Here is an 18062-nt window from a genome sequence, read left to right as displayed (position 1 = left end):
GGTTATGGGTTACAAACCCGTCGACAAACCCATCATACCGAGGCGCTCCTTTTTTGACAAAGCCTATTTCTTAGCACTAACAGGAATGTTTAGCGTAGCGAACTTGGGTAGTGGCAGGATTGATCGTTCCCACATCTGACCTTGACACTTTTTCTGTTTTATTGCTGTCGACTCTGGTCTCTGCAACCACTTTCTCCAACCTCTTGTTTGCAAGTTGTTGAACAGCAAGCCCAAAAAGGGCCGCAACAGGTCACTTGCTTTCAATCTGTCACAACCCCCAAACCCGCGTCCAACGCGGCATCTCGGTTCTTACTCTTCCCCTGTAGCAATCGGATTCTACGCGTAGGAAACCCAATCGCTCCAGCTGCCCTCGTATGTTATGACGTCGGATTATCATGACGCCTATGTTACAATAGGGTGACAAAGGGGGAGTAATTATTGAAAAAACAAAAAATCGTGATTATTGGCGCAGGGATTGTCGGGGCGTCCGTGGCCTATCAGCTGGCCAAACGAAATCAAGATGTAATCGTTATTGAACGACACCCCGCCGCGTCGCGTGAAGTCACGGAAAAATCTTTTGCCTGGATACATACGACGCATAGGGTGGCTCCTGAATACTGGCATTTGTACGATGCGGCTTGTGAAGAATATCATGCGATTCAGCAAGAGTTGCCCGAACTGCAAATTCATTGGCACGGAGCGTTGACTTGGGGCAATCCGACCCTAAGGGAGCAACTCCGCTTTCAAAAATTAAACCGGGAGCAGCTTGAGGCATTGGAACCGAATCTGGAAGAATATCCGGATCAAGCGATGTTTGCTAGCGAAGAAGGTGCGGTGGATCCGGTAGGTTTAACGGAGCTGTTGTTGAGCAAAGCGCGGGAGTACGGAGCAAAAGTTCAGTTCGGTACCAACGTTACACAGCTGCAGCAAAAAGATTCCTGCCTGGTCGGCATCCATACCTCCAAGGGTTTTCTGGAGTCGGATGTCGTGGTATTGGCCGCAGGCACGGGCGTACCCGAACTTTGCGACCCGTTAGGTTATCCCGTGCCGGTAACGCCGTCGCCTTCCATTCTGATTCGAATGAAAACTGCGAATAGGCTGATACGCACCTTAATTTCAAATGCGAAATTTGAAGCGCGTCAACTGACGGATCATACGCTGCTGGCTGCGGAAGATTATATCGACGAGTCGGAGGAAAACGGGCCAGAGGCGGTCGGCAAGCGAGCGTTCGAGACGTTGCGTCGCAGTCTGAAGGGCGGGAAGCAATTGAAACTGGAAAGCATCAAGGTTGGGATGAGACCAATGCCTGAAGACGGCTATCCGATCGTGGGCTTCCATGATCATATAAAAGGACTTTATCTTACGGTGATGCATTCTGCGATTACGCTGGCGCCGCTGATTGCGCGTCTGGCTGCAAGTGAAATAATCGATCGGGAAGCAAGAAGTGAATTAGACCCTTGTCGACTCTCCCGATTTAAGGACCACTTAAGGGATGATCCCGCTGTTTCTCGCGGGTGAGGTTGTGAATCAAGTGGAATCGCATGCGAGTGAGGCGCTGTAGGGCAACATACAGCTCCAGCATAACGATGGTGGTCGTCCGACACGAGCAAAATCGCAGTGTCTTTCAACTTTCAAAAGGTGGGGGGCAGAATGTAGAATACAAAGCTTCCCAAAATCAACATTACCGTTTTGTAAGTACGTTCACCCCATTCCTTGACTTCGTGTTGACCTCGATACTCCTGAACACAAAGCAAAGGAGCACATCGTCACATGAGCGACGACGTACTCTTGTCACAACCTGTATAACTGCTCAAGCCTTCTCCTCTTCCCCCGTCGCCACCGGATTCTCCTTATAAGAAATCCTGTCGCTCCAGCTTCTTATCCCCCCCCCCACGCCCCCTCTATGTTCGGAGGGTTCCAGCTGTGGGGGTTCCGATTAGCGGAAGGATGGGTGGGCTACAACCTGTTGTTCAGAATGGTTGTTTGCAAACCAGTCAACCATTGAACAATCGTACCCGATAGCTGAAAAGTCGATCGAATATCTCAGGTTAAGTCCTAGTTTTTTCATTCTCGAATTCGCTAATAGTGGTTCTCTCCTCTTAAGCGACAAGACTAATTAAATTGCCATCGGGGTCCTTTACAATCGCGTAGCGCTCCCCCCAAGGCGTATCCCGTGGCCCGCGATGTCCGATATATCCATGTACCATCAATTGACGGTACAATTCATCCAGCGCTTCGCGGCTGTCAAACTGAAATGCGAGCTCTATTCGATATCCAACAGGCTCTTCCCAGCCGTCCAAAACGACCTGCGCCGATTCCCATGTGCCGAATGCCAAGCGAATTCCGGTATGCTCCACCTCAACGTGATGTTCTTCGTTGGCGCTTTCAGGTATTTCGAATCCCAACATACGGTAGAAATCCAAAGCCCTTTTCATCTGTTCCACGAAAATCGCGACTCTCTTTAACTTAACCGTCATGCTTCGTAACTCCCATCATTGTGATTTATTTTTCACCCCCATTGTAACGATTGTATCGACTGTCAATATAGTAAAAAACGGACTTCTTTATCCCTTTTTAGTCAGTCTTTTAAGAGGCAACCCATAGTAACGCGTAAAGGTATTGGCAAAATGAGACTGATCGTTGTAACCGTATTTCAGCGCAAGATCCGTCAAGCTGGAATAGCCTCCCCTATAAAACTCCTGTAGAATACTTTGAAACCGGACGATTCCCAGCATCTCCTTCGGGCTTAATCCGATCTCCCTATCGAAAACCCTTCTTAGATGCCTTTCGCTGAAATGAACCTTATCCGCTAGATTCGTTACGGAAAGATTCCCTTTGTAGACATACATAAGCTGCATGCTTTGGTACACCAAAGAAGGAGTAGGCATATCGCTGTCAGTCAGCTTTTGGCATAATTTATGCTCGACAATTTCAATGATGTCCGAGGTTGTCTTTGCGTTCAGGATTTCTTCGACCCAATACAGCCCTTCAAGGCCCCAGACCTCTTCCAGAAAGACAGGATGTTCCATAAACGCTGAGAGGGGAAATTTTAATATAGCCCGGGCCGATTCCGAATAAATCCGAATGCCGAATATCGAACGAGCTTCAGAGAAATGCAAAATTTCAGATCGAGTCGCCAGCCCTACGACATAGGCGGCCTTCCGGCTTGAAGGAGAAAGAAGGTTCACAACGATATCGACGCAACCATCCGGTATGATCCGATGCGATTGATGCTCCGACACGGGCTGAAAATCCATTGTCCAAAAGGAAGCAACATGCGATTCCAAGCGGCGACTTGGCGTATATTCCCGGCAACGGTACCAAGGACGATGCAATTCCGGCTGCAGTATGGGCGAATGTATAGGTCGATAGGGATGAGTCATCTTAACCTCTCCTTGTCCACAATATTTTGTTCCATCGCTCTTATTATACTTCAGTTAATCGAAAACTCTGCTTACTGTGATACGGATTATTTTATTATTAATAAACTAATCAGCCCGTTACTTTATCGCTCGCAGAGCGGGCGTCGGGATCGGCACATTGTATCGTCATTTCCCGACCAGAGAGGCGCTGCTTGATGCATTGCTCCGCGCAGGCTTCGATGAGCTGACGGCAAAGGCACGTGAGCTCGAAACTGCGAGTTCACCCGATGATGTTCTCGTGTCGTGGCTACGCGACGTCGTTACATTCACGGGCAACTATCAAGGTGTTGTGGCGGCGATGATCGCAGCCATGGAGGACACAGAGTCCGCACTCCATGCTTCGTGCGTCACGTTGCGAACGGCAGGCACGCGGCTTCTCACTCGCGCTCAGGCCTAGGGTCTAGCGCGTACCGACATGAATGGTGATGACCTGTTCTCGCTAGCTGCTGCTCTCGCGTGGCTCGGCGACCAGCCCTCGTCCGCGCCACGAGCTGAGCATCTCTTCAGTATTCTCGCGAGCGCGATCTTGACGAATCGAGCGAGCAGCGATTTCAGGACGCAGCCGCCACCCTAGAGCAGGTCGCACGCGTGGCGGAGGTCGGCATCAGCACTCTCTAATAAAACTGCCGGGTGATCCTGCGGACATATGTACAAAAACTATTATTTTGTGATCATGTAACCACAAGGCAGCTACCAAAACCGCAAGGCTATTCGACCGACATAGACTTGCTGAACAGCTACACCAAAGTTGAGATCGGGGAACGCGGCAACATCCATATCGTGTACTGGCGCATTCCGAAATCGAATTCGGGAGTAAGCCAAAAAAATGTTAAAACGCTACTGACATACTGTTGTCAGTAGCGTTCTTTTATAATCGGAGTAAGTAAACATAAAGGAGTGGGAGATAAATGCGAAGTATTCTGGCCCAAAATGATATGATACGGTATTGTATCATTTATTATAGGAAGGATGGTATCTCGTGAATTTTGCTTCTGTACGTATCATTACCGACGACGTGGATCGTCTCGTCGAGTTCTATGAGAAAGTCATGGGTGTTTCGGCGGAACGCCCCGCGCCCGTCTTTGCTGAACTCGTTGTGCCATCGTGCACCCTGGCCATCGGCCACTCCCAGACGGTGCAACTGTTCGGCGCTGGCTCCGCAGTGGCGGCCGACAATCACACTGTCATCATCGAGTTCCGCGTCCACGATGTCGATGCCGAATACGAGCGCTTGAAGCCGTTTGTCGACGAGTGGGTAAAGGAACCAACCACGATGCCGTGGGGGAACCGTGCTGTGCTGTTTCGCGATCCCGACGGCAATCTGGTTAACCTCTTCGCGCCGGTAACCGAGGAAGCGATCAAACGGTTCAGCGGTAGGCGTTGACGGACAGTTGAAGTGAGTGAGGCCTCAATTTATGGTAGAAACTACTCCAATTTGTAGTCATTAATCATTTAGTATGTAAGAATTTTCATGAGCAAGTCAAAGGAGCAGCTACGGCTGCTCCTTTACTGTTTTCAGTTCTGCTTGCTTTCTGTACCAAAGTCATAATAACAACGCGGTTTTTCGTAAATCGGTAAAGTTACAAACCATGTAAAAAAAGTTTCCCTGGACTCAGCGCTTTTTCGTCGTTTCGGATTACGAACTTTCGTCAGGCCAAGCAGGCCGGGTTGGCGACTTATTTCCTAAAATGACGCATTCCCGTCCGTCCGGCGTGACTGCGATCGTATGCTCATATTGCGCCGACAACTTGCCGTCGGCCGTTCTCGCCGTCCACCGATCGTCGTCGGTCGTGATACGGAACGTACCTTCGTTGACCATCGGTTCAATCGTAAACACCATGCCTTCCTGTAACCGAATGCCTTTGCCGGTTACGCCGATATGCTCGTAGCTCGGCTCCTCGTGCAGGCTCCGCCCGATCCTGTTCGCCAGCAGATTCGCGTACGACCGAATACCCATTTGCTTCCGCATGCTGTTGAATCGCCGACGTTATGTCGCCGAGCCGGCGGTTCAAGTGATAGTATATGAAGCTTGAAGCATATCTTTGCCGTAACGGAAAGGAAATGTTTCAAAGTACCTGCGGCAAAGATATGCTTCCAAAATCAAAATTAAAACGGGATCCGCAGAAGCAGTTCCCGTTTCAATTCATTGAACTATCGTACCCGTTGCTTAAGATAAATTTACTCATTTAGTAAATATAACAACAAATTTCTTGCCAATTCAAAGTTCCTATATTCCTTATTTTTTCTTATTCAACAATCCTGCCATTTAGGGTAATAAAGCCACAGACGGAATCCACGGCAGCTCATGATGTGGATAAAATGTCTTTGCTTTCTTCTACTTTAGCAAACCAACAAAGAAGACTATTGTGATGATCGATGATTTGTTGAGCGCTCAAATCCCCTCTAACCCATGTACTATGGGAGTCTTTTGCAACCGTTATCTCATACCCTAGACTTCGTGCTCGACGACATGTCGTATCAATACATAGTTCAGTTTGTATTCCTGTGAGTATATCCGGATGGATTTCCCACCCTGAAGTCCCATGTTTCAATGGTTTTCCAGGTCCTGCGTTATGTTGTACATAGATGATTGGCCTGTTAGAAGAATGTGCTCATTCAATAAGTAATTTTATGTTCCTCAATATCTCATCACCGTTATGTACAGGATTGTTTTCATGGAAGATTCCGACCTGAACATCAATTACTATTAACGCAACTTTACTGTCCATACTGGGGCCTCCTCAGTTGTATTCATTATTTAAACCATAAAAATCACGATCAGATCTTAACATTGATTCCTATATGTATTCTTTCCTGATCAGATATTACCTTCCTGTTCCAAAGTAATCTGCCCGTTTCTTCAATGCATAAAAAGAGCAGTTGTCGCAACGCTCTGCTCCCTTGGTACGTTCAATTATCGTTCTTCGTTAATGCTGCTACCGCCGCGCGCCCCTCCTCCTCCACTTTACCATGTATCTCCTTCTTCTTGCGAAAAAACAAAAACCGCGGTGATTCTAAATCACCACGGATCGCCACTCCCAGAACACCACCGCCTCCGCAACTACCTGCCTGGAGGTCTGTGTTCAGTTCACTAAAGAACTTTATTTTCAATTAAAGACCTTTATTTTTTTCACCAACAGATAATTTGCATATCTCCGCCCCATGCGTTACAATCTTTACATCGACAAATTTGCAGGTCTATATAAGGAGGTTCACGCGCCCATGTGCCCCCGTACCAAAGAACAAAATGAGATCATCCGCATGCAGCGCAGAGAACAGATCCTGGACGCCGCCGCGCGCGCCTACTTCCACACGGGCGGCAGCTTTGATATTCGCGACGTCGCCCGCGAGGCCGAGCTCGGTTACGGCACGGTGTACCATTATTACCCCAATCGGCATTTATTGATAGAAGATGTGCTGGGCAGCGGCTTCGAGCGATGCGAGCAAGCCCTGCCAGAATGGGCGAACATCCTTGGCGGCAGCCCGGATGACAGACAGCTGTTGACGTATTGCAAGGCGCTGCTCGGGTTGTGGCAGTCGGACGCCCGCGCATATCTCGTCTACAAGATGGCGGCGGAGCATTATGCAGGCTTGCCTGAGAAGGATCGGCACGCCGCCAAGAGACGATTCATGGAACGGCTGTACGTTCCGCTCCAATCGATCGCCCAACGCGAAGACGACAGCGTCGACCATATGCTTGCCGTGCTGGTCGGCTGCTGCGGGCTGCACTACTATGCGGGCACTTCCGGGCTGGACATCGATCGAATCGCCGAGCTCGCGATACAAGCCATTACGAAGGAGTACTGATACGAACATGGTCATCTTAAAAAGCAAACATGAAATCGAGGCCATCCGCAAGGCATGCCAAGTGGTGGCCGAATGCCATCGCACAATCGCCCCGCTCATCCAACCGGGCATCACGACGAACGAGATTGAGCGCATCTTCGAGGACATTATCTTGAAGCACGGCGCCAAGCCTTACACGAAGGGTTACAATGGCTATCAATATGCGACCTGCGCCTCCGTCAACGACGTGATCGCGCATGGCTTCCCTAGCGATAAGCCACTTGAGGAAGGCGATATCGTTACGATTGACACGGTCGCGGAGCTCGACGGCTGGCTCGGCGATTCGGCCTGGAGCTATGCGGTCGGGAAAATCTCGTCGACGGCCGAGAAGCTGATGCGCGTCACGAAGGAATGCCTTGACCTCGGCATCGCGCAGGCGCAGCCCGGCAATCGGCTCGGCGACGTGACGAGCGCGATCCAGCGGCATGCCGAATCGAACGGCTTCGGCGTCGTGCGCGACCTTCTCGCGCATGGCATCGGCCGGGACCTGCACGAGGCGCCGAACTATATGCATGTCGGCAAGCCCGGTAAAGGCCTCCGCATCAAGGAAGGCATGGTGTTCACGATCGAGCCCATGATCACCGAAGGCACCTACTACATGACAATCGATGCGGACGGCTGGACCGCGCGGACGCTGGACCGCAAGCTCGCCGCCCAATACGAGCATACGATCGCCATCACGGCTGAAGGTCCACAGATCCTGACCGCGCAATAGAATAATTAGAGGCCGACCAACGAGATGGTCGACTTCTTTTTTTCGTATTCGGCATAGCATCTTTCTTCATCCGATACATGCGTTAATCCGCTCTCTTATAGAGCTCATCGGCATTTGCTCCGTCTTCCGGATAATGGCTAGCTCCGATACTTACGGTAATCGACAGCTTGTTCCCGTCTTCAAGCCGAAGCAGGTTCGCGGACAGCGTATCCTCAAGGATCGTGATGAGGCTGCTCACCTGGGGCGATCACATGTCAGTACAACGAATTCATCTCCGGCGAACCGCGCGGGAAAATCGGAAACGCCGGCTGACTCGGATAATAGCCGGTCCAGATGACGCAATGCCTCCCGCATGATGGCAATGGGTGTCGTTAATCGAGCAATTCTGTTCCTTTATTTCGACTGTGGCCCCATTGCGTTATTCTGCCGGAGCGTAACGAAAAAGCAGCCGATCCATGCCCAGCTGCTGCGGTTACATTATTCAACTAACGTACCCGTTGAATGAAGCGGCTTTATTAAAGCCAAGTTTTCTTAATATAAAAGGAACACAAATTAGAGCTATACCAGCAAGAACAAATATAGAACCGTGGGTTATAAGTGAGGGAGTAGTGGCAGGTATAAGCATCCTAGCTCATATATTGCTTCCCCACGAACCTGGGTTAACAAAACTACAATTCCTTCATAAACAACATACATCCCAAAGAGTGGAACAACCCATATTAGTTTTTTCAATAATATAACGCCTCCTTTTGTTGATAATTATAAGGACGCTATTTTCTGGAAATAGTTGCATATACCCTCATCAGCTATTCTGCCAGTTAGCACAACGCGACTGCCGATCTATGCCAGCAGCCGTATCTTAGTTGTTTATTGAGCTATAGTCTCCGTTAACTTAATGGGGCTGCAATCCTATAGTATCTACTCTCATGGTGAAATTCAAAACCTGTCAACACAGCAAAGCCAACCGATTGAAAAAGGCGGCAGCCTCCTGATGGGGCTAATCCCGTAGCGACGCAACAAAAAAGCCGCCGTTTTTTTCCTCGGCGGCAGTATATATATTATTCGCGTTCCCAGAGAAGATTGCGCAATCTTCGATCGACCAGCCACAGCGCCCCCCAAGCCAGTATGGCGACATAGACGGGAAACAGCAGATGAGACCACAACGGATTATCCAACCTGAGATGTGTAGCCACCGCGCCTCCTAAGTAACCCGTGAGCAGTAGCGCCCCCAGGAACCAAGTTCGCGGAATGGCATACAGGACAGTGCAGAGCAATACTAATACGCCCAACGTTACAAGGTGGTGCTCCGCGAATCCGAGCGTGACCGCGCCTTCTACCACTGGTACGGGCTTGGTGAATTTCCCGATCCCATCGAACAGCATGAACAGAATGACAATCCCTCTCATGGCACGCGCTGTCCATAGCCTCGCATTAGAGATTTCTTTTACTGGCGGTGTCCTCGTTTTCATATTCGTCTCGATCATCGGGATTCCTCCGTATATTTCTTGAAATTATCCAAAATCGCCTGCCATCCCGCCTGTTGCATTTCTATGGAATGCGTGCTTTCCGCGTCAAATATTTCAATCACCTTGGTTTCGTTTCCTTGATTCAGGAAGGAGATCTCAACCGTTCTCCCGTCTTCCATTGTGTATGAAATCTGCTCATGCAGCTTCACGACGTCGTATGTTCCAAAGAAGTCAAACCCCATGCTGCCGTCTTTTGCTTCCATTCGGGTAAGGAATTTGCCTCCAACCCGCAGATCATTCTCCGCCTTAGGTGCGTGCCACGACTCCGAAGCTTGATTCCACTTCGTGATGTGTTCCGGCTCGGACCAGTACCTCCATACCTTCTCTACTGGTGCTTGAACGACTGCTTGCACGGTAACTTTCGTCGATTGATTCGTTTCCATTGTAATAACAACCTCTCTTGTTTTTAGTTTTCACTTCTATAGACGAAGCCAATCGACGAAATTCATCGGTCCAATCGATCCGGAAGTCCGAAACGGGCAAATAATTTTCTATTGATGAAATTTTGGACGTGGTATACTTTGTTGTCTTTCACTTCTAAGAGGTGAATCCCCCAAGGGACCAAGCCGTTCTCTTCCCTGCTCCACATATACTGCGCTAACGCAGGAAAACCGCCATTCGCCGTAACCGGCACAAACCGGGATCCCTCGCAATGCCAACGCGTAAGCGTGAAGAACTTGAACAAATCGTCCTTGCCGTGCACCCACATAGGGAAAGGCGGCATAGACATCCGACCTTCTTCATGAAACAAGGCAACCAGGGCATGGATATCGAATTGCTCGAAGGCTTCCACATAACGCGACAGCAATTCCTGATCAGGTTCCTCTTCGCTCCTATTGAATTCATCGGAACGGAGTTGTTCCCGCTCCAACGTATCTCTGGCTCTCTGCAGAGCGCTGTTTACCGCTGCCGACGACATGCCTAACGTCTCTGCGATCTGCTTAGAAGGCCACTCGAATACATCCTTCAGAATCATCACCGCACGTTGACGGGGAGGCAAGAGCTGTAAAAGTGTAATAAAACAGATATGCAGCGTATCTTTACGAATGAAAATATCTTCCGGATTATTCGAAAATTCAGGGGCTGGCCAAATCCAAGATGAGTCAGGCAGCGTCTCGCGAGGTTCGACAATGGATTCCGCTGGGCCGTAGAAGTCTACGGGGCGAATGCGGCGCTTCGTTTGTCTTAGCTTGTCCAGGCATATATTTGAAGCGATCCGATAGACCCACGTTTTAAACGAGGATTCCTGTCGGAAGGAGCTCCAGCTTTGCCAGACGCGGATGAAGGTTTCCTGCACGGCATCGTCTGCGTCATCGATAGACCCTAGCATCCTATAACAGAACGAGGTTAACCCCGGCTTCAACTCGTCAAATAACTGAAGTTCTGGTGCGGTTACTTTCATTGCGGTGTCCACCCTTCATGGAACGAATTCTTCAATACTATAATACCTATTGCAACTCTTTCTTCGTGAGGTATGGTTTACATCTCCGTGTAGACCTGGAAGGTCACACCGAACTTGTCCGTGACGTCGCCGAATCCAGGGCAGAAGGATTCCTCCTGTAGCGGCATATTGACATGGCCGTCTTGCTGCAGAGCATCGAAGATTCGATTTGACTTCTCAATCTCGTTCTACGTAATGCATCCGAGAACATCAAAGTGTCAAATATGTTGTGACTTTACTGTTTAAAACTATAGGAACAAAGAAAATGGCTCGATATGATATGCTGACTGTATTCCAAATTCCATAACGCTAAGAGATAACAATGAAATTAATTTTTCCAAATCCTGCATTGACACTATCCCGTTAGTTGAGCGAAGGCAGCCGATCCACTTTAACCGGCTGCTTTCTCCTATTGATTATAATTATAATTCTCGTATCTATAACAATTATAACTGTCGTCGATATACACAAGGGCTACTTCCCCGATGCAATATCCCCGATAATTTGGAAAATCTATATATCATAAATGAGGCGAAAACAAGTACCGAGATAGTTCCATATATTCTTTGCGAATTTTGATACCATTTTGGAAATTGTTCGATTTTTTTAGGTGCCCGGAAACCTTGAACACTATCACCATGTTTAATTACATCGTTAAAGGCATCCCTTTCGTCTATAATATTCGATTGCGTTAGTTTCAAGGTAAGGTGAACCGTCTCGTCATTGAATGGATTGTAGGAAGGATTGTTCATCTTAGACCCCCTTCAATTTATTATCCATATTATAACACTTAATTTAAGTAACAGGTGGTGTAGTTTACAAAAGGGAACTTCTTCAAAAAATGATTAGCCACTCTAGGCGGCCGCGCCGCGGCGTACAGATTGCTGTGGCAATCAATTTTTCGCATATATTACCAGTGATAACTCCTTTTAGAAGTGATAATTTTACATATTTGATATCTCCAACTTTCAAACAGACGATATGGTTATGTTTGTTATCCTTCGAAACAACTCGTCTCTGAATCAAGTTCAAATAATAATACTGCAAATAGTGTCACAAACCGATTCTGCTAAGGTTGTCGGGAATCAGGCAATGTTCTTGTCACCAATCGGGAATCGGATCAAGTTCTTGTCATCGCAATATGACAAGAACTTGATCCGATAACTAAAAAGCCCACGGTTTCCGTGGACTTCATTCGGACATTGTTCTTGTCACCCGACAACGACAGAGGGTTAAAAAGAACCCCTGCTGCAAAAACAACTGTCATGATCACACTGAACAACCGCTTAATTATTGACGTCTTCTCGTTGCCTCCCTCAATAATTTTGAGCTCATCATTGATATACATGATTTCGATCATAAGCCAAATATCAGAATGATAGCGCTTCCCAATCTCGATGATGTTCAATGATGGATTCTTTCTTATCTGCAGACAAAACACTCGTATTGTTCGTCCGACGATTCATTATATCAAGGTTTTCCTTTTGCTATAATGTGGTAACTTCAATTTTAAGGGCAGACCGGTGTCTTCTCCTTTATTCTTTGCTTTTTCTCTCTGCTGTTGAAAATATAAGCGTAGACCTAAAAAGACGCTCAAGGAAACTCTATTACCGGCGTCTTTTTTGGCTTATTCATCAAGCTACTACGGCATTTACAAAAGTTATCCTTTAATGGCTCCAGCCGTGATGCCTTTTATGAAATTTTTTGATCCTGCTATGAAAACAAGCAAGACCGGTACTGTCGTTAACGCTAACGCGCACATTCTTGCGGCAAAATCGGTACGGTGGACAATACCCAGGTTAGACACAAAGATGGGAACTGTGTACCACTTCGAGTTGTTAATCGTTACAAGCGGAAGCAAGTAACTGTTCCAGGACCAAAGGAACACTAGTATAGCGAGCGTGGACATGCCTGATTTAATCAAAGGAAACGCGATCTGTGCCAAAATCCGGGGTTCGGAACATCCGTCTATCCTTGCACATTCCATGATCTCCTTCGGTATAGTGTCTTTAATGAACTGCGTCATAAAAAAGGCGCCGAACGGAAAAGCAAGCCACACCAGCATAAGAGGGAGCAGTGTATTGCCGAAGCCCAGTATTCGCATTTCGATAATATAACCGATAATACCAACCTGTGAAGGCACCATCATCGTGATGATAATGAAATAATTCAAAGCCTTTTTTAACCGGAAATCATACTTAGCAATGGCGAAGCCGATTAAAGAGCTGATGAGACAAGAGAAAATAACAGCGAACGCCGATACGAACAAACTATTTGCATACACCTGTAAAAAGTTCGATTTAAACACCGTTTTTAAATTTTCTATAAAGTATGATGAGGGAAGTAGAGGAAGTTTCAGAAACAAATCCTCGTTATAATAGGTTGACATTACGATCATCATATAGAACGGGAACAAAGAGGCCAACGTAATGACAGTTAAAAAGAACATTTTGACGATCTTCACTCTTTCTCCCCCTTCCCTGCTGTAATACGATAGCTGATCATCGAGAAAAAGATAATAATCACGAATAAACTGTATGCGATTGCGGCGCCGTAACCAAACCGGTTATCGGAAATAAATGTATCATCGATAAATTTCCAGATTACCGTCAGTGCGGCGTTATCCGGTCCGCCAACCGAGTTCGCCGCCCATCCTCCATAGAGAAGCTTGGGCTCGTCAAATAATTGAAAACCCCCGATAACAGACGTTACGATGAGAAAAACTGAAATATTTTTTAGCAGGGGCAAAGTGATAGTAAATAGCGTATGTGTGCCCGATGAGCCGTCTACTTTGGCTGCTTCATAAATGTCCTGAGGAATGGCCGTCATGCCAGCTAAATATATCGCCATAAAATAACCAAGATGACGCCATATGAACATCAAAGCTATGACGCATCTGGCGATAAACGGCTCTTGGAGCCAGTAAACCCCCTCTGTCACAAGGTTCAGCTGGATGAGCAGTTGATTCAAGATTCCGCTCTGCCAATCGAACATATAGGAGAAAATAAATCCGATAGCGACTGGGGTCGTAATATAAGGCAAGAAGCATGCAGCGAACAGTATAACGAACAAACTTCTTTTTCTTACAACCATTTAAATCCTCCTTTTGATTAATGTGAGCGATTACATTCTTATTCTACAACCACCTTCCCATACAACAAACTAGATAAACCGGTTATTTTGTTTCAAATCCGGTTACTGAACCGTAACTTGCGGTATCCGCAAAATAACGCGGGTGCCTTGCCCCTGCCCGCTCTCAATGTCAATCCCGTATTCCTTCCCATAGTGGTAGCGGATTCTCTCCCGTACATTAGCCAACCCGATTCCTCTTCTTTCAGGGGAGCCAGTGCTGTCTGACTGCATATCACACAGGCTCGCCAGTTGTTCAAATGTCATACCTTTTCCATTATCAACAATATGGATTTCCACGGTTCCCTCCGTTTGAACGGCTTGAATTTGAATCCGGCCCATTTCTTCCATATAGACGGAGCAAATCCCATGAAACAGCGCATTTTCAACAACTGGCTGTAAAATCATCTTAGGTACAACAAGGTCGTACAGCCTCTGATCGATGTTCCATTCCAGCTGAAACCGGCACGGATACCGGCATTGCTGTATTTCTACATACTTTTCTACAATTCTGATTTCATCCGCCAGTCTGGTGAAGAAGGAGCGGTCCTCCTTATGGACAGAATCTTGCAAAATGCCGATTAGCGCCTGGGTCATCTGTTCCGCCTCGCGATTGCGGTTGGCATGAGACAAGTAAATAACCGTATTGAGTGTGTTGTAAATAAAATGAGGATTAATCTGGGCCATTAAAAGCTCAAGCTGCATCCTTCGTTTGATTTTCTCGCTTTCGATAGAGGAACGGACATGCTCCTTCAGTTCAGCAATCATGCGATTGAAGCCGTTCGCAAGAATCTCCAGTTCATCTCCGGTGCGAATGGAAATGTTCATGTTCAAATCACCATCGGAAACCCGCTTCATAGCGGAAACCATACGGGAAATCGGGCGTGTAATTCTGGAGATCGTCGGCGTCATCACAGAAAAAATGAGAATCAGGCTGCTGAGGATGACCGCAACGAACAGGAAGAGGATCGTATTGATTTTGGCAAACAAATTAGCCTTTGACAGAATAGCCATCTGAAGCCAGCCCTTGAGCATGGACTGATTGTAAATGACAATATATTGCCGGTCCTCCCAGTAGCCTTTACCGGGGGCAATCTCATGTTCAATGTTGTCCGGCATGAATGGAGGGTCTGTTTCCTTGCTGTTATAGAGGATGACCCTGTCGCTGTTCAGGAGAACCATTTGTTCGTACTGCCCCAAGCTTTGTTGTAAGGCAGCAGTAAACTCGGAATATTTGATATCGATGATTAAAGTATGAAGCGCTCCGGGATCATCCGGCTCCACGATACTGCGATACCGGACTACGTAGCTCACAGTAGGCAGGTACCCATTGCCGTTTCCATAATAGAACGGATGCGGAGTGGAGAACGAGGGGTTACCGCCTTCCGCTGCCAACTCCGTAAACCACATCTCCTGTAAATAAGATTCGAAGTAATTCTCATAGCCGGAGTTATTCGAGAACATCTCCCCGTCCGCTCTGACAATTAGAACGTTAGTAATAAAATCGTTCAAGGCTGTAAATTTCCTGAGTCTCTCCTCAATTGCTTTTTTTTTAAAATAGTCCTGCTCCATAGTAAGCAGGTCGTTCGTTTTGAGCAATGATTGAATGTCGTTGTCACTGATAATATACTCCGCAATTTTCTCAGTTCGCTCCTGAATACGCTTGATTTGAAAAGAGTTCTGGGAGAGCTTGGCCTGGCTGTCTTGTATAGATTGCTCCCGGATAATCCCGGTTACATAGTAATAAGTGATGGTACCGCTGCACAATAACGAAATGGAGACGATACAAAAGGTGATAAAAATCAGCTTACTCTTAATTTTCCATTTCATCGGCGACTCGCTTCCCTTCTGCGTAGACCAGAGGATTGACCCCCACCATCTTGCGGAATACTTGGCTGAAATATTGGCTGTTCTTATACCCCACCTTCTCGGCGATTTCATAAACTTTAAGCCGTTTGTCCCGAAGCATTTTCTTGGCATGCTCCATACGAATTTGTATCAAATAATCCAATACAGTCATGCCTGTCTCTTGTTTAAACAAATGCCGCAACCTGTCGCCGCTGATTCCTAACTCTTCAGCTAAGCTTTCAACGGTTAATGCCTCTTGGTATTTTTCTCGAATCTGATTCATCGTTTGCCGGACTTTCCATGAGTAGCGCTTATTGAGAATTTCTTCCGCTTCACGAACCGCCTCACTGAACATTTGCTGGAACCATTGCGCAACTTGAACGAAAGTAAACCAATTCCCAGTGGCTTCTACCTCTTCCTTCAACTGCTCCTCCAACCTCTTGATCCCCCTCTTCACACGAAACGAATCCAATAGAACGGCGAGCTCCCGACACAGCAGCAATGCGGCCTCTAAATGTAATCGCTTAATAATATCAGCAAAAGCTTCTGTAATCATTAAACAAACCTGTTCCGCCTGATGCAGGTCGAGTTGAGCAGCCGCACGGCTTACATATTGTCTAATCTCCGCACGAAGCTCTGCGGCTTTCTCCGGAACGATATCGGGCTCGATGATGCTTTCTTTATCAAAAAAAGGGGAATGCCTCACGATCCGTTCGCAGCCAACATAGATTCGATGTAAATCGGTTAGCTCATGAAAGAGAGGGGAGATCGTTACTGATGCGGTTTCACCGCGCTGCACCTTATAAGTTTGTTGCAGAAACCGGACCATCGCCATTGTTTCGTTGTGCGCCTGCAGGTAACTGTAAGGTTTAAGAACGGCCAGGATCACTCCCCACTGCTGCTGTTCTAAAGGAAGCACGGATAAGCAGTGAAAGCCGGTTTCGAAAGGAATCTCATTTATAAGAAAAGGTTCAGTCCGCGGTTCCTTGAGCATGAAAGGGATTACAGGGATAGGGACATTGGAGCCCATCAGTAAAAATACAAATTGATTGCCGTGGCGTTTGCCCTCGTTCTTTAATAGCCTCGTTTGCTCGTGAGTCGGTTCTGTACCTTTGAGCAGATCATAGAACAGCTGGCGCCGGATCAGTATCTCTTTCTGCTCCAGATCCTCCAATTCCCTACGGATCCGCTGCAGTACGGCAATCAGCTCGTCCGGATTCAGTTCATGCTTCAATAAGTAATCAAACACACCGATTTTGACAGCTTCTTTTGCGTAATCGAATTCCTTATAGGAAGTAAGCAGCACAATATGGACAGGTATGTCCGTTTGCAGCACAGACTTACTGAACTCCAAACCGTCCATACCGGGCATTCTGATATCGGCAAAAATCACTTGCGGACGATACTTCCGAAACAGTTCCAATGCTTGCTGCGGGTATGTTGTTTCCGCAACAACCTCAAAACCGTGCTCCCCCCATGGAATCAAATGATTCAAATGCCTGATGGCCAACACTTCATCGTCTAGAATCATCACCTTGATCACGTTCATTATGAATACAACCTCCCACAATAAAGTAATGTTTTCGCCTGTATTCTGCCAAGCGGATGATCTGTTGCCCATGGCCATAATGACTCAGATCGCCGACCTCCGCAAGGAACCCTGCAACCGTACACCGACGCCGGGTATATTCAACATCGGTGTGGCTCTAGGAATTTCATTCAATATCTCCATGACTTGATTCATGACGGTTTCCACTTGTTTCGTGAAAAGCTCAAACTGATCGAGCAAGCTCATCAGCTCTATTCTCGCAGCTCGTAGTCCTTCGGTAAGTTCGGCTGTAGCAAGAGCTTCTCCGCTCTCTTGATGCCGACTCCGCGCTTCACCCAATGTTCGAGAACACCTCTGGCACCTGTAGAGACAATCTCTTCCGGTGTCGGGAACTGACTCAGGGTCATTAAGGAGGTTTTACCTTCCCAGTCCAAATGGTGGGTCACACTTCCATTTTACCAAAGAAGGGTTTCTTTTTATTATACGAATTTGAAAAGAGGGTGCCTCTCGCCATTTTCATGGCTTTTTATACGAAAATGAATGTCTGAAAAAAGCGCAAAAAGACACTCCTCTATTAAAACAAGAA

Annotated in this window: 20 protein-coding genes and 2 pseudogenes; 5 read left to right on the top strand and 17 right to left on the bottom strand. The window is 47.3% G+C overall.

The features are described from left to right. Positions 1–438: 438 nt before the first annotated feature. On the top strand, positions 439–1518 hold the full coding sequence (locus BK127_RS39835) for an NAD(P)/FAD-dependent oxidoreductase (RefSeq protein ID WP_076238212.1): 1080 nt from the start codon (positions 439–441) through the stop codon (positions 1516–1518). Positions 1519–2099: 581 nt separating this feature from the next. Here BK127_RS39835 and BK127_RS39830 read toward each other — a convergent pair. After that, complete coding sequence (locus BK127_RS39830; RefSeq protein ID WP_076238211.1) at positions 2100–2477, bottom strand: VOC family protein; 378 nt, start codon at positions 2475–2477, stop codon at positions 2100–2102. Positions 2478–2564: 87 nt separating this feature from the next. Further along, entirely contained in the window at positions 2565–3257 is a 693-nt protein-coding gene (locus BK127_RS39825) for a helix-turn-helix transcriptional regulator (RefSeq protein WP_179097788.1), read from the bottom strand. Between the two features lie 250 nt (positions 3258–3507). Here BK127_RS39825 and BK127_RS45950 point away from each other — a divergent pair, with 250 nt between their 5' ends. Both BK127_RS45950 and BK127_RS39815 read left to right on the top strand, forming a co-directional pair. Next, the gene (locus BK127_RS45950) at positions 3508–3819 is read left to right on the top strand and encodes a TetR/AcrR family transcriptional regulator (RefSeq protein ID WP_445667548.1); all 312 of its coding nucleotides are present in this window, start codon (positions 3508–3510) and stop codon (positions 3817–3819) included. Between the two features lie 582 nt (positions 3820–4401). Next, positions 4402–4806: a VOC family protein gene (locus BK127_RS39815; RefSeq protein ID WP_076238209.1), complete on the top strand. Its 405-nt coding sequence runs from the start codon at positions 4402–4404 to the stop codon at positions 4804–4806. A gap of 252 nt (positions 4807–5058) precedes the next feature. Here the strand turns inward: BK127_RS39815 and BK127_RS39810 are convergent. The 3 genes and pseudogenes from BK127_RS39810 to BK127_RS39800 all read right to left on the bottom strand — a co-directional run. Next, positions 5059–5425, bottom strand: a pseudogene (locus BK127_RS39810) (M24 family metallopeptidase); the annotation flags it as partial. A gap of 300 nt (positions 5426–5725) precedes the next feature. Beyond that, the gene (locus tag BK127_RS45945) at positions 5726–5974 is read right to left on the bottom strand and encodes an isochorismatase family protein (RefSeq protein WP_372237416.1); all 249 of its coding nucleotides are present in this window, start codon (positions 5972–5974) and stop codon (positions 5726–5728) included. A 358-nt stretch (positions 5975–6332) separates the two neighbouring features. Beyond that, positions 6333–6533 carry a hypothetical protein gene (locus BK127_RS39800; RefSeq protein WP_076238208.1) on the bottom strand — a complete coding sequence of 67 codons (201 nt, stop codon included), beginning with the start codon at positions 6531–6533 and terminating at the stop codon, positions 6333–6335. 111 nt (positions 6534–6644) lie between these two features. On the opposite strand from BK127_RS39800, the gene BK127_RS39795 reads away from it, so the two are divergent. Both BK127_RS39795 and map read left to right on the top strand, forming a co-directional pair. Then, complete coding sequence (locus BK127_RS39795; RefSeq protein WP_076238207.1) at positions 6645–7229, top strand: TetR/AcrR family transcriptional regulator; 585 nt, start codon at positions 6645–6647, stop codon at positions 7227–7229. 7 nt (positions 7230–7236) lie between these two features. After that, on the top strand, positions 7237–7983 hold the full coding sequence (gene map, locus BK127_RS39790) for a type I methionyl aminopeptidase (protein ID WP_076238206.1): 747 nt from the start codon (positions 7237–7239) through the stop codon (positions 7981–7983). Between the two features lie 82 nt (positions 7984–8065). On the opposite strand, the gene BK127_RS44300 is transcribed toward map, so the two are convergent. The 12 genes and pseudogenes from BK127_RS44300 to BK127_RS45300 all read right to left on the bottom strand — a co-directional run bounded on the left by BK127_RS44300 (position 8066) and on the right by BK127_RS45300 (position 17922). Beyond that, complete coding sequence (locus tag BK127_RS44300) at positions 8066–8221, bottom strand: hypothetical protein (RefSeq protein ID WP_179097787.1); 156 nt, start codon at positions 8219–8221, stop codon at positions 8066–8068. Positions 8222–9041: 820 nt separating this feature from the next. Beyond that, a complete protein-coding gene (locus tag BK127_RS39785; RefSeq protein WP_256711660.1) occupies positions 9042–9467 on the bottom strand; it encodes a DoxX family protein in 426 nt (141 codons plus the stop codon). Then, positions 9464–9892: an SRPBCC family protein gene (locus BK127_RS39780; protein ID WP_076238205.1), complete on the bottom strand. Its 429-nt coding sequence runs from the start codon at positions 9890–9892 to the stop codon at positions 9464–9466. Before BK127_RS39780 ends, BK127_RS39785 begins: the two co-directional genes overlap by 4 nt. A gap of 62 nt (positions 9893–9954) precedes the next feature. Beyond that, entirely contained in the window at positions 9955–10911 is a 957-nt protein-coding gene (locus tag BK127_RS39775; RefSeq protein ID WP_076238204.1) for a sigma-70 family RNA polymerase sigma factor, read from the bottom strand. Between the two features lie 77 nt (positions 10912–10988). Next, positions 10989–11138: pseudogene (locus BK127_RS45310) on the bottom strand (VOC family protein); the annotation flags it as partial. Between the two features lie 932 nt (positions 11139–12070). Beyond that, positions 12071–12310, bottom strand: coding sequence for a hypothetical protein (locus BK127_RS39765; protein ID WP_179097786.1), 240 nt, complete (start codon positions 12308–12310; stop codon positions 12071–12073). A gap of 300 nt (positions 12311–12610) precedes the next feature. Next, positions 12611–13414, bottom strand: a complete 804-nt coding sequence (locus BK127_RS39760; protein WP_083689947.1) for a carbohydrate ABC transporter permease — start codon at positions 13412–13414, stop codon at positions 12611–12613. After that, positions 13411–14043, bottom strand: a complete 633-nt coding sequence (locus BK127_RS39755; RefSeq protein WP_083689946.1) for a carbohydrate ABC transporter permease — start codon at positions 14041–14043, stop codon at positions 13411–13413. The genes BK127_RS39760 and BK127_RS39755 overlap by 4 nt, the downstream gene beginning before the upstream one ends. 102 nt (positions 14044–14145) lie before the next feature. Beyond that, on the bottom strand, positions 14146–15909 hold the full coding sequence (locus tag BK127_RS39750) for a sensor histidine kinase (RefSeq protein ID WP_076238201.1): 1764 nt from the start codon (positions 15907–15909) through the stop codon (positions 14146–14148). Continuing rightward, on the bottom strand, positions 15893–17476 hold the full coding sequence (locus BK127_RS39745) for a response regulator transcription factor (protein WP_179097785.1): 1584 nt from the start codon (positions 17474–17476) through the stop codon (positions 15893–15895). Before BK127_RS39745 ends, BK127_RS39750 begins: the two co-directional genes overlap by 17 nt. 84 nt (positions 17477–17560) lie before the next feature. Then, the gene (locus BK127_RS45305; RefSeq protein WP_256711659.1) at positions 17561–17722 is read right to left on the bottom strand and encodes a hypothetical protein; all 162 of its coding nucleotides are present in this window, start codon (positions 17720–17722) and stop codon (positions 17561–17563) included. Positions 17723–17727: 5 nt separating this feature from the next. Further along, positions 17728–17922, bottom strand: coding sequence for a hypothetical protein (locus tag BK127_RS45300; protein ID WP_256711658.1), 195 nt, complete (start codon positions 17920–17922; stop codon positions 17728–17730). Positions 17923–18062: the final 140 nt, after the last annotated feature.

The organism is Paenibacillus sp. FSL H7-0331 (assembly GCF_001956045.1).
The sequence above is the reverse complement of the archived record's forward strand: the minus strand, read 5'-3'. Positions and strand labels throughout refer to the sequence as shown.

Coding starts and splice junctions, on each gene's coding strand:
- BK127_RS39755 (WP_083689946.1), bottom strand. CDS start 14,043: ATGGTTGTAAGAAAAAGAAGTTTGTTCGTTATACTGTTCGCTGCATGC.
- BK127_RS39785 (WP_256711660.1), bottom strand. CDS start 9,467: ATGATCGAGACGAATATGAAAACGAGGACACCGCCAGTAAAAGAAATC.
- BK127_RS39825 (WP_179097788.1), bottom strand. CDS start 3,257: ATGGATTTTCAGCCCGTGTCGGAGCATCAATCGCATCGGATCATACCG.
- BK127_RS45305 (WP_256711659.1), bottom strand. CDS start 17,722: ATGAGCTTGCTCGATCAGTTTGAGCTTTTCACGAAACAAGTGGAAACC.
- BK127_RS39745 (WP_179097785.1), bottom strand. CDS start 17,476: ATGAACGTGATCAAGGTGATGATTCTAGACGATGAAGTGTTGGCCATC.
- BK127_RS39765 (WP_179097786.1), bottom strand. CDS start 12,310: ATGATCGAAATCATGTATATCAATGATGAGCTCAAAATTATTGAGGGA.
- BK127_RS39795 (WP_076238207.1), top strand. CDS start 6,645: ATGTGCCCCCGTACCAAAGAACAAAATGAGATCATCCGCATGCAGCGC.
- BK127_RS39775 (WP_076238204.1), bottom strand. CDS start 10,911: ATGAAAGTAACCGCACCAGAACTTCAGTTATTTGACGAGTTGAAGCCG.
- map (WP_076238206.1), top strand. CDS start 7,237: ATGGTCATCTTAAAAAGCAAACATGAAATCGAGGCCATCCGCAAGGCA.
- BK127_RS39750 (WP_076238201.1), bottom strand. CDS start 15,909: ATGAAATGGAAAATTAAGAGTAAGCTGATTTTTATCACCTTTTGTATC.
- BK127_RS39780 (WP_076238205.1), bottom strand. CDS start 9,892: ATGGAAACGAATCAATCGACGAAAGTTACCGTGCAAGCAGTCGTTCAA.
- BK127_RS39830 (WP_076238211.1), bottom strand. CDS start 2,477: ATGACGGTTAAGTTAAAGAGAGTCGCGATTTTCGTGGAACAGATGAAA.